This is a genomic window from Litorimonas sp. (genome assembly GCA_029936425.1).
Taxonomy (GTDB): Bacteria; Pseudomonadota; Alphaproteobacteria; order Caulobacterales; family Maricaulaceae; genus Litorimonas.
Genome location: JAPYSU010000001.1, coordinates 326495 through 339744, shown reverse-complemented (window position 1 = coordinate 339744; position 13250 = coordinate 326495). Strand labels below are relative to the sequence as shown.

The window sequence follows — 13250 nt, the reverse complement described above, 5'->3', positions numbered from 1 at the left end:
GTGTTAATTCATCTTATTTGGAACTCTCACCCGAGCGACCCGTAAGTTAGATACAAGGCACTCAACCTTGAACCCATTTCGACACAGGAGATTTATCTCTATGCCTCTCAATAATTTGAAAGACCTATATATCGCTGAACTGAAAGATATTTACAGCGCGAACAAACAATCCAAATCAACCACCAAGATGCTGGCGAAAGAGGCCACGGATACGGATTTGGTAAAAGCCTTGGAGCGCGGCGTAGAGGGCGTTGATGACGGCATGAAAGCCATGGAATCAATTCTTGATAAACATGGCCACAAACCCTCCGGCGAATTCTGCAAAGGAATGGAAGGATTGATTAAAGAAGCCAAACATCACGTCACAGAAGAAAGCTTCGGCGATTCTGATGTAAAAGACGCCATGATTGTCACGCAATATCAGCGGATGGAACATTACGCGATTGCCGGATATGGCTGCTTGCACACCTTTGCCCGCCGCCTAGGCCTTGATGAAGATGCTAAGAAAATCAAGACCTGCCTTGACGCCACAAAAGAAGGTGACGTCTATCTTTCTGGCCTCGCGGAAAGTGAAATCAATAAAGCTGCACTCGCAGCATAATTTAAATATAACCCTCAAGAGCTGCTCCCTTTCTGGGGCAGCTTTTTTTATGCCCTGAAATAATCAGAAAATGACCCTGATTTGGTTTAAGAAATACCATACTGTTTCGTGATAGAAATATCTGGATTTGACACTCGGCAATGATTAGAGCGCGACTATGTGTGGTATTATAGGAATTACAGGCCGGAAATCGGTGACGGACAGACTGGTCGATGGGCTGAAACGGCTTGAATATCGCGGCTATGACAGCTCCGGCATTGCTGTACTGACGAACGGCTCGCTGCAACGCGAACGCGCTGAAGGCAAAATCAAAAATCTCGAAGCCAAATTAAATGCGGCCAATATAGACGGCCAATCCGGGATAGCGCATACGCGCTGGGCCACGCATGGCGTTCCGAACGAAACCAATGCCCACCCGCATTTTTCAGGCCGTGTCGGCGTCGTCCATAACGGCATTATCGAAAACTTTTTGGAACTCCGCGAAGAGCTGTCAAAAAGTCGCAAGTTTCGGACGGAGACAGATACCGAAGTTGTCGCGCATTTGGTGGATGCGGCCCTGGAGCAAGGCGACAATCCGAAAGACGCTTTTCGAAAATCTCTTAAAAAGCTGACCGGGGCTTATGCCTTTGGCGTGATTATTGACGGCGTCGAAGATCAGATATTTTGCGCGCGGGCCGGCTCTCCGCTGGCCATCGGAATTGGCGACGGCGAAATGTATATCGGCTCTGACGCTATGGCGCTGACCCAGCTGACCAATAATCTAATTTATCTGGAAGAAGGCGATTGGGCCGTGCTGACCCCGGATAGCTATGAGATTTTCGATCGGCAAGACAAACCCGTGACCCGTGAGGCGACGATTATTTCCGGCGGCCCGGCCATGGCGGAAAAAGGCAATTACCGCCACTTCATGCTCAAGGAAATTTACGAGCAGCCCGAAACCGTCGGGCGCACCCTCGCCAATTATATCGACGAGTTTCGCCTGACCGCCAATATCCCGCCCGAGCTGGATTTCAGCGAATTTGACCGCATTGTCATTATTGCCTGCGGCACAGCCTGTTATGCGGCCATGGTAGCAAAATACTGGTTCGAGCAATTGGGCGGCGTCGCGGTCGATGTCGATATCGCGTCGGAATTCCGCTATCGGAAACCCGTCATTTCCAAAAACTCTCTCTTTATCGCCGTATCCCAATCCGGCGAAACCGCCGATACGCTGGCCGCGCTCCGCTACGCCAAAGAGCACGGCACGAAAACGGCGGCTCTTGTGAACGTCATGACGTCGACCATGGCGCGCGAAGCCGATATTGCGCTCCCCATTAATGCGGGGCCGGAAATCGGGGTTGCTTCGACCAAAGCCTTTACCTCACAGCTCACAGCTCTGGCGGCTCTGGCGCTTTCAGCCGCGGTCACGCGAAAGGTGCTCTCTCGCGACGCGGAAATCCGCCTTGCCCGCGCGCTGATTGAAACGCCGCGCCTGATCAAAGAAAGCCTTTTGCGGGATGAGCAAATTGAACGTTTGGCGTTTGAGCTTTCCTCTTCGAAACAGGCCTTCTATCTGGGCCGAGGTAGTCAGGTCCCCATCGCCTATGAAGGGGCGCTCAAGCTAAAGGAAATTAGTTATATCCATGCCGAAGGCTACGCCGCCGGAGAGCTGAAACACGGCCCCATCGCGCTGATCGAAGATGGCACCCCCGTTATCGTCCTCGCGCCTTATGACAATCTATTTGAAAAAACGATTTCCAATCTGCAGGAGGTCGCCTCGCGCGGAGCCAAGATAATTCTCATCACGGACGAGACCGGCGCGAAATCCGCGGGCGGTCTCGCCTCTCATGTCATCAAGATGCCGGATTCGGACAGCTTCGTCGCGCCGATTATCCTGACACTTGCCGTACAGCTCCTCGCCTACCATACGGCTGTTCATCTCGGCACGGATGTGGATCAGCCGCGTAATTTGGCGAAATCCGTGACGGTGGAGTAAGGACTTCCCTCCAAAATTTTAACTTGTTTTAAACAAGATGTGCGCTTAGACTTGTCCATGTCGGGGGGCAATCATGTTACGTATCATAAAAACATTACTCATATTCAGCGTCTTTTTATGGGGCATATTCGGGGCGTTCGGAAATCTAACGGATTGGAACGGGACAATCGGGGCGGTCGAAGCTGTCGCGTCTATGTCCACCTTTGAAGGCGGCGCAGAAAGTTGGCGGGCAACCACCAATCCCGTTCTTATTTTGGCCGGCGCTCTATTTATTATCTTGTCGAAAGTGACCGCAGGGATTTTATGTTTAATCGGCGGGGGCCGCATGTGGAGCGCGCGAAAGGCTGACGCGGCCGCATTTAATCATGCCAAAACTTTTGCCCTATCGGGCTGCGGCGTGGCCATTTTCATGTTGTTTTTGGGTTTTATTGTCATTGGCGAAGGCTGGTTCGAACTTTGGCGATCTGATGTCTTCCGCGATTTGGCAGGGCAATCGGCCTTTCGATATGCGGGCATGATTGGCATAGTCGCAATCTTCGTCTCCATGGCCGACGACTGACCCCTTCAGAGTTCAAGGCCGCCTGCAGTGGTTGACACAATCCCTTTCTAAAACAATGGTCGGAAAAGTTTTAGATTAGGGAGAAAGAGATGATCAGAGAGATATGGGTTACCGTGAGCGCGAGCGTCATTTTAATGGGGTGTACGCAAACCGCGACTGTCGATAACCCGTCCTCTCCTATCAATACGGCCAATATGTCAGAGGACGTCAAAATCATGGCGTCCGACGACTTTATGGGCCGGGCGCCGGGAACCGAGGGTGAGACCAGAACCGTCAACTATCTGATTGAGCGTTTTACAGAACTAGGGCTGGAGCCCGGCGGACGAAACGGAAACTGGACTGATCCGGTTACGCTCAACAAATCCATTGTCACGGATGTACGGACATTGAATGTCGATCAGGGCGGCAACGTCATTGAAATCAAGCAGGGCCAGGACATTGAAATAAGCTCAACCAACCCCCGCGATAATATCAAAGTCGAAAATGCGCCTGTTGTCTTTGTCGGCTTTGGGGCCAGCGCGCCGGAGCGGGACTGGGATGATTTCGGCGATATCGATCTCGAGGGCAAGGTTGCGCTCTTCCTCGTGAATGATCCGGATTTCGGCGTCTCCGGTGACCATCCCGTCAGCGGCCTGTTTGGCGGTCGACGGATGACTTATTATGGCCGCTGGGCCTATAAATTCGAAGAAGCTGCTCGCCGCGGCGCGGTCGCCGCTCTGGTCATTCACGAACCGGAAGCGGCCGGATATGGATGGAATGTCGCCGCGTCTTCACCGGGCGAAAACTATGCTGTCGCCGGAGACGGCGCGAAGCTTTCCGTCGATCTGCAAGGCTGGCTGCATCAGGACATGGCCGAGCAATGGGTCGAGACCGCGGGATATGACCTTGATGATTTACGGGTCAAAGCTCGTCAAAAAGATTTCACGGCATTCCCACTGGACGACCTCCGTTTCAACACGGATTTGGCGCTCTCCGTCGAGACAGTCGAGAGCCAGAACGTTTTGGGTAAAATCACAGGAACCACCCGTCCGGACGAAGTCATTATGCTCTCCGGCCATTGGGACGGCTACGGCGTAGGCGAGCCTGACGCGCAAGGACGGACGGTCCGTCCCGGCGCAAATGATGACGCTCTGGGACTGGCGGGGATGATGGAAATCGCCCGGAACCTGAAAGCCGGACCGCCGCTGGAACGCTCTGTTGTTTTTGCGGCCTGGACAGCGGAAGAAAGCGGATTGCTGGGTTCGGAAGCTTACGCCCAAGATCCTATCTATCCGTTGGAAAAGATTGTCGCCAATTTAACGCTTGATATTTTGCAGACCGCAGGGCCAGCCAATGACGTTATTCAAGTCGGCGAAGGGCAAAGTGAATTGGAAGAGATGATGGCCGCGACCGCTGCGACGCAAGGCCGGACAGTCGCCCCCGAAGGCCTGCCTGAAAATGGATTATTTTACCGCGCAGATCATTTCTCCCTCGCCCGGCGCGGCGTTCCCGTCATGTTGATTATGGGTATTGCCGGTGGACCAGATTTGAAAGACGGCGGCCGCGAAGCTGGAGACGCTTGGGTGCAAGGCTATATCGATAACCGCTATCACAATCAGAATGATGCGTGGAATCCTGACTGGGACCTTCGCGGCGCGGCGCAGGACGTCGAGCTCTTTCTGGATATGACCCGCCAAATGGGTAATTCGGATGACTGGCCCGAGCTGAAATCAACATCCGAGTTCAAGGCGCTGAGAGAGGCGAGTGCAGAGGCGCGGGAGTAAATTTTAGGGGATACTATGAAAGTTTTACTTTGGCTGGTTATCGCGTGGAACTCTATAGACTTAATTGGAAAATTAATTCTTAGCTTCACAGACCACGAGAACATCGCTTTTGCTTTGGGTTCTTTTTTTGATGCCTCAATTTACTCTGTATCGCTAATTATTTTAGCCGTCTTCGCTTTGAAATTAATCAGCAAATTTAAAATGTAAGCGACAACCAGAATATTTTGCGAACAATTAACCGCGTTATTTTCACCTCGCGGCTCTCAACACTCCACCACATTTACCGCCAAGCCGCCTTGGCTCGTTTCTTTATATTTCGTGCTCATGTCGAGGCCGGTTTGGCGCATGGTTTCGATGACCTGATCGAGACTGACTTTTGACGCTTCACTACTGTGGAGCGCGAGCCTCGCTGCGTTGACGGCTTTCACCGCGCCAATGGCGTTGCGTTCAATACACGGAATCTGGACGAGGCCGCCCACCGGGTCGCAGGTCAGGCCGAGATTATGCTCCATGCCGATTTCGGCGGCGCTGCACACTTGCTCAGGGCTTGCGCCCCATACGGCAGCTAATCCGCCCGCCGCCATGGAACAGGCCACGCCCACTTCGCCCTGGCATCCCATTTCAGCGCCGGAAATTGACGCCCGCTGTTTATAGAGCAGCCCGATACCGCCTGCCGCCAGAAGGAAAGTGCGGATCGCGTCTTCGCCCTTTTCCACGCAGTAATGACGGATAACCGCCGGGATAATCCCGGCCGCGCCATTGGTCGGCGCAGTGACGACTTTGCCGCCCGCCGCATTTTCTTCGTTGACCGCCATGGCATAGACATTGAGCCAATCGAAAAGCTGTTCGCGTTCATTGGACTGCGGCGCGTTTTGCAGCTTGTCCCAGAGCTTGGGCGCGCGCCGGGTGACTTTCAGCCCGCCGGGGAGGATGCCATGCGTCGCCAGACCCTGATCGATACAGGCCATCATGGTCTTGCCAATGGCGTCGAGTTTTGTTTCGGTTTTTTTGCGCGGGCGTTTTGTGTCTTCATTCGCCAGGATAACGTGTTGAATGGACAGATTTTCGCGGTTGCAAATACTGAGCAGCTCTGCCGCCGAGGTGAACTGATAAGGCCCTTTTTCTTCGCCCGTTTGGACCCGGTCATTTTTGGTCGGCTTTTTGAGCTGGGATCTGGACGCAATAAACCCGCCGCCCGTTGAATAATAAGTCCGGCTGGCAATGACTTCACCGCCTGAGTCAAAAGCCTGAACATACATTTCATTGGGGTGGAGGTCAGCGGCCGTGTCGTAATCCAAGCGGATGTCTTCTTTATAAGTAAAGTCGATATCCTGCTCTCCGCCCAACAGTAGACGGTTGTCGTCTTCGGCCCGGGCGTAGATCTCGTCCGCTTTTTTGGGATCAAAAGTTTCAGGTTTCAGTCCGGCCAGGCCCAACAGCGCCGCGCGGGGCGATCCATGGCCTTCTCCGGTGAAAGCAAGTGAGCCGCGCAAGTCCACTTGCACGCGCGCTGTTTTGCCTAACAGCTCTTTTTGTCTGAGCCTCGCCACAAAACGTTCCGTAATGCGCATAGGCCCAACGGTGTGAGAACTTGACGGGCCAATCCCGACGCGAAAAATATCTAAAACGGATAACATGGCTGGACGGTATCGTCTTTTCGGACTTTGGCAAAGCCGAATTCTGTCCTAAGCTCAGTTATGAGTTTTTCAGATAAAGAAATAGCGGATATTCGCGCCGACACGCCTGCCTGCGCCGCCCAAATTCATTTTAACAATGCCGGGGCCGCTCTTATGCCGGGCCCCGTTTTCAATGCGATGCAGTCCCATCTGGAACTGGAGCGGGACTATGGCGGCTACGCGGCGGAAAGCCTCGCGGCGGAGAAAATTTCGGGCTTTTATCCGGCGCTGGCAAAACTTCTAAACGCAAAGCCTTCTGAAATTGCATTTGCCTCTAACCATACCCGCGCCTGGGAAATGGGACTTCGCGCGATGGATTGGCAAGCGGGCGATAGGCTTCTCATCCATGACAGCAGCTATACGTCCAATTATCTGGCCTTCCTCCATCTGGTCAAAACTAAAGGCATTGTTCTGGATCGGATTCCCTCCAATGAAAGCGGAATCATTGACCTGGAGCGTGTTGCGCCCCTGATAACTAAACGAACGAAAGCCATTGCGCTGACCCATATGCCGACATTTGATGGGAGCATTCAGCCCGCCGCCGCTCTCGGCAAAATCGCGAATGACCATAACCTCTTATATATTGTCGATGCCTGTCAGTCTGTCGGGCAGGCGGAGATTGACGTTCAGGCGATTGGCTGCGACCTACTTGCCGGAACCGGGCGCAAATGGCTGCGCGGCCCGCGGGGAACCGGATTTTTATATGTCCGAGAAAGCGCGCTCGAGAAATTGTCACCGCCTTTGATTGATAATATCTCTGCCGCTCAAACCTCCGATACAGAGTTCAAATGGGCCAAAGGGGCCAAACGGTTCGAGACATATGAGCGGCATGTGGCCGGACAGATCGGCCTGTCGGAAGCGGCGAAATATGCGATTGATTTGAGACTTCCTCGTATTGAAGACCGAGTCAAAACCCTTGCAAAAACGCTACGGGAGACCTTAACGGGCCTTCCTGTCATCGTTCTGGATAAAGGCGAGGCGTTGAGCGGGATCGTGACATTTAGATCTGAAAGAAAATCTGCCAAAGACATTATAGACGCGCTCTGGGAGCGGCGAATTGCGGTCAGTTATATCTCGCCGCATCAGGTCACAGAGCGGCCAGACGCGGTCAGAGCGTCTATTCACTATTACAATACTCAGGACGAGATTGATAAGTTTTGTCGCGCATTGAAACAGATAATCACGTGAAACACTTAATTGTCATCATGGGCGTCGCCGCGTCCGGAAAATCCACCATTGCGTCGAAGCTGTCAGAAGCGGAGGGTTGGAAATATTTAGAGGGCGACGAGTTTCATCCTGAAGCGAATGTCGAGAAAATGACGGGCGGAACGCCGCTCACGAATAAGGATCGAGAGGCGTGGATTGACGCCATGGCAGAGGCTGTACGCGAATATGAAACGGGTACAGTCATCTTATCTTGCTCTGCTTTGAACGACTTTGTCAGAACGCGGTTAATCGAGGGGTGTGCCTGCTCTGTCCATTGGGTTTATCTGCAAGTTTCCCGCAAAGAGCTTACCCGGCGGATGCAGGCGCGGGAAAATCATTTCATGAAAGAAACCATGTTGGACAGCCAGTTAGCCGCGATGAAGCCGCCAGAGTATTGCCTCCGCATAAACGGAGATCAGTCCGTAGAAACAGTTCTTGATGACGTGAAAAGGGCGCTTAGAGGAGCGCTGTCAAACCCGCTGCCACAATAAACCCTGTCACTCCCACGAGGGTGGCCGAAACAGTCCAGGTCCGCAATGTCTGAACTGTCGTCTGTCCGAAATATCGATTGACCAGCCAGAAGCCGCTATCATTGACATGGCTCATCGCCGTGGCCCCCGCCGCAATCGCAACGGCGACCAGAGCCAGCTTCGGCTCTGACAAATCGGCCGCCAAGGCAATGGGATAGGTCAGCCCCGCCGCCGTAATCATGGCCGCCGTCGCCGACCCTTGCGCCACGCGGATCAGGAGCGCGAGCACAAAGCCTGCGCTAACCGGCACAAGGCCGAGCGCAAGGGTGCTTTCGGCCAAAGCTTTCCCGGCGCCAGAGTCGACAAGCACCTGTTTGAACGCACCGCCCGCGCCCGTCACCAACAGGACAACGCCAACCGGTTCCAGAGACCGAGCAAGAGCATCTCTACGTGCTTTTTTCTCTTCTTCGTTTTGAGGATTGAAGATCAGAGCGGCAATTCCGCAGGCCATCAAAAGCGCGACGATGGGCGCGCCAATAAAGGAGAAGAGGGATTTCAATGCCGCTGGGGTAGAAGTGCTTTGCAGAACTGTGCCAAAAATAATGAGGGCCAGCGGCAAGAGAATTATGGTCAAAGCCAGTTTTGCCAGACGCGGATTAAATTCGCGGGCGTCTTCTTTGACCCAAGTCACCGCCATGTCTTCGTCGGTTTCGAGCCAGCCGCGCTTTTCTGCAAAACGCGCAAATACAGGTCCGCCGACAATCATGGCCGGAACGCCTGCGATGACGCCGAACAACATCACCCAGCCCAGATCCGCGTCGAGCTGCTCCGCCACCGCAATCGGCCCCGGGGTCGGTGGAATAAAGGCATGGGCCGTCGCCAGTCCGGCCAAGAGAGGCAGTCCAAACGCTAAAGGCGCGGCCTTGGCGCGTTTCGCCAGACCGACCACAAGCGGAATAAGAATAATTAAAGCGACATCAAAAAAGACCGGAATGGCGATAATGACGCCCACCACCCCCATGAGCCAGGGCGCGTGTTTTGGGCCGGCGCGGCGGGTGATCCATTCGGCCAGAGAGCCGACACCGCCGCTCGCCTCGACTAAAACGCCGAACATGGCCCCTAATCCAATGACGACTGCGATACCGCCCAGCGTCCCGCCCAAACCGGATTTGATGGAATTGAGCGCTTCTGTCGGCGCCAACCCTGCCCCGAGCGCCGCAAGCAAAGCCGCCACAATGAGCGCTGGGAAGGCATGAATTCGCCCTGCCGTAATCATGGCGAGTAAGGCCGCGACAGAAAACACGGTCGCGAGAAGCGCACGGTTTTCCGCAATCCAGATCGTAAAGTCCGACATTCATCCCCCGCTGGAGCGTGCTCGCTCTCTCATATTATGGTTATGACAGCGATGTCATAAATTGGGGCTTTTTACAAGTCAGAGACGGAAGGCGGTCAATTCAGCTTTGCGTGCCGGAACCATTCCGCAAAACTTTCGCGTTCGGATTCGCTCATATGCAGGCCGCATTTTGTCCGCCGCCAGAGAACATCTTCCGGTGCTTTGGCCCATTCATATTCGACCAGATAGCGCGCATCGGCTTCGGTCAAATCGCCGCCAAAGAGGCGCCCGACGCCGTCTTTTAAGACACGTGTCACCCGCGTGCCATATCGGCGGCAGAAAAGGCGCACGAGTTTTGGATCCAGATCCGGATAATGGTCCAGTTGGGATTGATAGAACTCTTCAAAATCCGCTTCAGGAATATTGCCGCCGGGGAAATAGGCCTTTTTCGTCCAGGGCTTACCCATATCGGGATAATAGTGTTTTATTTTTTCCAGGACATGGTCGGCAAGTTTTCGAGAGGTCGTTATTTTTCCGCCATAGACGGAAATAAAGGGTGCGTCGGTTTCGTATTTCTGCAAATCCAGAACATAATCGCGCGTGACATCGGACGCCTCTGCCGCTTTGTCATCATATAGCGGGCGGACGCCGGAATAAGTCCAGACGACATCAGTCGGGGTGGTTTGAGTTTCGAAATACTCATTCACACAGTCACAGAGATATTGAATTTCCTCGGCGGAGGCTTGCGGCAGATCATCCGGCTTTTCATGCGGCACATCCGTTGTGCCGATCAGGGTGAAGTTCTGCTCATAGGGAATCGCAAAAATGACTCTCTCATCGGAATTTTGAAAAATAAAGGCGTGGTCGCCGTCATAAAGTTTTGGCACGACAATATGACTGCCCTTGACCAGGCGAAGGGTTGTTTCGTCTTTTACGTCGCTTTGCTCAACGGTTGAGAGGAGACTATCGACCCAAGGACCGGCGGCGTTTACGATCCCCCGGGCTTTGATAGTTTTCAAATTTACGCCATTCTGAATTTCGGCGCGATATAGCCCCTCTTCCCCTTTGATGGAACGCACTTCGGTTCGGGTAAAGATATCAGCGCCTTGCTGGGCGGCGTCCACAGCGTTGAGCGCCACCAGACGGGAATCCTCGACCCAGCAATCCGAATATTCAAATCCGGTCTCGAGCCTGTCCTTGAGCACATCAAAGCGGGAGCCCTGCCCCCGTTTGCGGGTTTTGGTTCCGGGGAGAAGTTCTCTACCGCCGAGATTGTCATATAAAAATAATCCCATGCGCAAGAGCCATTTCGGCCGCAGGCCTTCATCGTAAGGCAGAATAAAGCGTAGGGGCCAGATGATATGAGGCGCGGCGCGTAGGAGGATTTCACGTTCTTTCAGAGATTCCCGAACCAGTTTGAAATCATAATGTTCGAGATAGCGAAGCCCGCCGTGAATAAGTTTTGTACTTGCCGAAGAGGTGTGGCTGGCGAGGTCGTCTTTTTCGCACAGCACAACGGAAAGTCCCCGGCCTGCGGCGTCCCGCGCCACGGCCGTGCCGTTTATACCCCCGCCAATGACGAGCAGATCATAAACCGGAATTTTGGTTTCGGATGCGGGGGGTGACGTCACGAACAAACTCCTTTTCACTCTCTAAAAACCTAGGCGGCAGTCCCCGGTTTCGCAAATGGAAATTCTCATAGCATTCTCTGAAAAATAGTGCCGACATCCGTCTTACCTCTGCCTTCTATTGTCTGTCATGTAGAATTCGGTATGGATGAGGAAATCTCAGAAACGGGACGTTAAATGAAAACCTATGATTTAAACGGCGAGAGCTTCATCATTGTGGGCGGAGCGGGCTATATCGGCGCGCATGTCTGCAAAATGATTTCCGAAAATGGCGGCAAGCCCATCGTGTTTGACAATTTTTCAGGCGGGCATGAACATGCCGTCAAATGGGGATCCTTCGTCAAAGTCGATTGCCGAAACCGGGATGAATTGGACGCTGCCTTTACTCAATATCCGACCGCGCACACGGTGATTCATTTGGCCAGTTCCATTGAAGTCGGCATCGGGGAAAAAGACCCTCAGGGATTTTATCATAATAATGTTTTAGGCGCGCTGAACCTTCTGGATGCCATGCGGGCCGCAGACTGTGACCGATTTATTTTTTCCTCGACCTGCGCCACCTATGGCGAAGCGAAAACCATGCCGCTGACCGAAGACATGGTTCAAAACCCGGTTTCGGTTTACGGGAAAACCAAGCTGGCTATTGAGCATATGATACAGAGCTATCACAAAGCCTATGGCCTGAATTATGTCACGCTGCGTTATTTTAATGCCAGCGGCGCCGACGCTTCCGGCGAAATCGGTGAGGAACATGATCCGGAAACTCACCTCATCCCGAACGCGATGAAAGCAGCTGCCGGTCGGGGAAAGCCGATGAAACTTTTCGGCACCGATTATGACACGCCGGATGGAACCTGCGTTCGGGATTACATTCACGTCAACGACATTGCGCTGGCGCATATCAAAGCGTTGGAGGCCTTTGAGAGCGGACTAAGCCAAGCTGAAGTAAATATCGGCACGGGCGAAGGGGTGAGTGTGCTGCAAATTCTAGAGACCATCAAAGACGTGACCGGTCTAGCCGTGCCTTATGACGAAGCGCCGCGCCGCGCCGGGGACCTCACCCGGCTCTATGCGGATGCACGCCACGCGAAAGACAGTCTGGGCTTTGAGCCGCAATATTCAGACATAGAAAATATCATTGAAACAGCCTGGAATTTTCACAAACGCATTTGGCAATTATAAACGCTCCACCCATTGGGTGAGATAGGTGATAATTTCCCCGTTATGTTTGACCCAACGAAAATGGTTGATCTTGGATTTTACGGCATCCGAGGAGTGATATTCGATCCGCGCCAAAGCCGCAGACTTTAATTTTCCGGTCAGATGATCCGTGGCGCTGTGCGGCGCGAAATTATCGCCTTCGATAGATAGGGCAAAAACCGGGTGGGTCATTTTCGGCATGGCGGCCTCATAGTCAAAATCCGACCCTCGCGGTACAAACCGACCCGTTCGTCCTTGCCGCGCCCAGTCGCTCATGACGGTTTTGGGTTGTCGCCCTCCAAACCCGACTTTATGTCCCGGGAAATATCCGAATAGGGCGGAAATCAGCATAGCGCTCTGGGTCGCAAACCAGATTTTCAGATTTTGCGGAAAAGGATAGGCGCGAAAATAAACTGAACCGCTGGCTATTAACGCGATGCCTTTGACCTCTTCCGGATGAGCGGCGGTATAAAGCAGGCTCAGGTGACCGCCGAGGCTATGCCCCAATAAAACGATGTCCTTGTCGGGACAGTTTTCTTTCGCCGCTTTGACATAGGCGGGAATATCCTGCTCGACCATTTCGCGATAGCCGAATTTTGCTTGCGGCGCTTTCCGGTCACTTGTCCCCTGCCCCCGCAACTCACAAAGCATGACTGAATGACCCTGCCCCGTCAGCGCGTCTGCCAGAGGCCGGTAATAGGCGGCGGTCACTCCCATCGCCGAAAGGCAAAGAAACAGAATGTCAGAGGCGTTCTGGTCAGGCTCGCATAACGCCGCCTCGCTTCTCGCTCCATCGTTCGTCAGGATAGAAAGGGTTTGCATTTTCATACCCTCCCTTC

General features: G+C 53.4%; 11 protein-coding genes. 7 read left to right on the top strand and 4 right to left on the bottom strand.

The window, feature by feature from the left end; genetic code table 11:
* The first annotated feature begins 100 nt into the window (after window positions 1-100).
* The 4 genes from ACN0IC_RS01685 to ACN0IC_RS01670 all read left to right on the top strand — a co-directional run bounded on the left by ACN0IC_RS01685 (window position 101) and on the right by ACN0IC_RS01670 (window position 4898).
* On the top strand, window positions 101-601 hold the full coding sequence (locus ACN0IC_RS01685) for a ferritin-like domain-containing protein (RefSeq protein WP_416877013.1): 501 nt from the start codon (window positions 101-103) through the stop codon (window positions 599-601).
* Window positions 602-758: 157 nt separating this feature from the next.
* On the top strand, window positions 759-2576 hold the full coding sequence (gene glmS, locus ACN0IC_RS01680) for a glutamine--fructose-6-phosphate transaminase (isomerizing) (protein WP_416877012.1): 1818 nt from the start codon (window positions 759-761) through the stop codon (window positions 2574-2576).
* Between the two features lie 73 nt (window positions 2577-2649).
* Window positions 2650-3135 carry a DUF2165 domain-containing protein gene (locus ACN0IC_RS01675; RefSeq protein WP_416877011.1) on the top strand — a complete coding sequence of 162 codons (486 nt, stop codon included), beginning with the start codon at window positions 2650-2652 and terminating at the stop codon, window positions 3133-3135.
* 89 nt (window positions 3136-3224) lie between these two features.
* Complete coding sequence (locus tag ACN0IC_RS01670) at window positions 3225-4898, top strand: M20/M25/M40 family metallo-hydrolase (protein ID WP_416877010.1); 1674 nt, start codon at window positions 3225-3227, stop codon at window positions 4896-4898.
* Between the two features lie 263 nt (window positions 4899-5161).
* Here the strand turns inward: ACN0IC_RS01670 and ACN0IC_RS01665 are convergent, their stop codons facing one another.
* Window positions 5162-6535 (bottom strand): L-serine ammonia-lyase, encoded by a 1374-nt coding sequence (locus ACN0IC_RS01665; protein WP_416877009.1) that lies wholly within the window; start codon window positions 6533-6535, stop codon window positions 5162-5164.
* Window positions 6536-6595: 60 nt separating this feature from the next.
* On the opposite strand from ACN0IC_RS01665, the gene ACN0IC_RS01660 reads away from it, so the two are divergent.
* Window positions 6596-7762 (top strand): aminotransferase class V-fold PLP-dependent enzyme, encoded by a 1167-nt coding sequence (locus ACN0IC_RS01660; protein ID WP_416877008.1) that lies wholly within the window; start codon window positions 6596-6598, stop codon window positions 7760-7762.
* Window positions 7759-8271, top strand: coding sequence for a gluconokinase (locus ACN0IC_RS01655; protein WP_416877007.1), 513 nt, complete (start codon window positions 7759-7761; stop codon window positions 8269-8271). The genes ACN0IC_RS01660 and ACN0IC_RS01655 overlap by 4 nt, the downstream gene beginning before the upstream one ends.
* Here the strand turns inward: ACN0IC_RS01655 and ACN0IC_RS01650 are convergent.
* Both ACN0IC_RS01650 and ACN0IC_RS01645 read right to left on the bottom strand, forming a co-directional pair.
* Window positions 8237-9604, bottom strand: a complete 1368-nt coding sequence (locus ACN0IC_RS01650; RefSeq protein ID WP_416877006.1) for a GntP family permease — start codon at window positions 9602-9604, stop codon at window positions 8237-8239. The genes ACN0IC_RS01655 and ACN0IC_RS01650 overlap by 35 nt on opposite strands.
* 95 nt (window positions 9605-9699) lie before the next feature.
* Window positions 9700-11214: a glycerol-3-phosphate dehydrogenase gene (locus ACN0IC_RS01645; RefSeq protein WP_416877005.1), complete on the bottom strand. Its 1515-nt coding sequence runs from the start codon at window positions 11212-11214 to the stop codon at window positions 9700-9702.
* Window positions 11215-11388: 174 nt separating this feature from the next.
* On the opposite strand from ACN0IC_RS01645, the gene galE reads away from it, so the two are divergent.
* Window positions 11389-12393: a UDP-glucose 4-epimerase GalE gene (gene galE, locus ACN0IC_RS01640; RefSeq protein ID WP_416877004.1), complete on the top strand. Its 1005-nt coding sequence runs from the start codon at window positions 11389-11391 to the stop codon at window positions 12391-12393.
* Here galE and ACN0IC_RS01635 read toward each other — a convergent pair.
* The gene (locus tag ACN0IC_RS01635; RefSeq protein WP_416877003.1) at window positions 12388-13239 is read right to left on the bottom strand and encodes an alpha/beta fold hydrolase; all 852 of its coding nucleotides are present in this window, start codon (window positions 13237-13239) and stop codon (window positions 12388-12390) included. The two genes, galE and ACN0IC_RS01635, sit on opposite strands and share 6 nt — an antisense overlap.
* Window positions 13240-13250: the final 11 nt, after the last annotated feature.

Bases quoted from the DNA above. Each gene is read 5' to 3' on its own strand.
- ACN0IC_RS01685 (WP_416877013.1), top strand. From the start codon at position 101: ATGCCTCTCAATAATTTGAAAGACCTATATATCGCTGAACTGAAAGAT.
- glmS (WP_416877012.1), top strand. From the start codon at position 759: ATGTGTGGTATTATAGGAATTACAGGCCGGAAATCGGTGACGGACAGA.
- ACN0IC_RS01675 (WP_416877011.1), top strand. From the start codon at position 2,650: ATGTTACGTATCATAAAAACATTACTCATATTCAGCGTCTTTTTATGG.
- ACN0IC_RS01670 (WP_416877010.1), top strand. From the start codon at position 3,225: ATGATCAGAGAGATATGGGTTACCGTGAGCGCGAGCGTCATTTTAATG.
- ACN0IC_RS01665 (WP_416877009.1), bottom strand. From the start codon at position 6,535: ATGTTATCCGTTTTAGATATTTTTCGCGTCGGGATTGGCCCGTCAAGT.
- ACN0IC_RS01660 (WP_416877008.1), top strand. From the start codon at position 6,596: ATGAGTTTTTCAGATAAAGAAATAGCGGATATTCGCGCCGACACGCCT.
- ACN0IC_RS01650 (WP_416877006.1), bottom strand. From the start codon at position 9,604: ATGTCGGACTTTACGATCTGGATTGCGGAAAACCGTGCGCTTCTCGCG.
- galE (WP_416877004.1), top strand. From the start codon at position 11,389: ATGAAAACCTATGATTTAAACGGCGAGAGCTTCATCATTGTGGGCGGA.
- ACN0IC_RS01635 (WP_416877003.1), bottom strand. From the start codon at position 13,239: ATGAAAATGCAAACCCTTTCTATCCTGACGAACGATGGAGCGAGAAGC.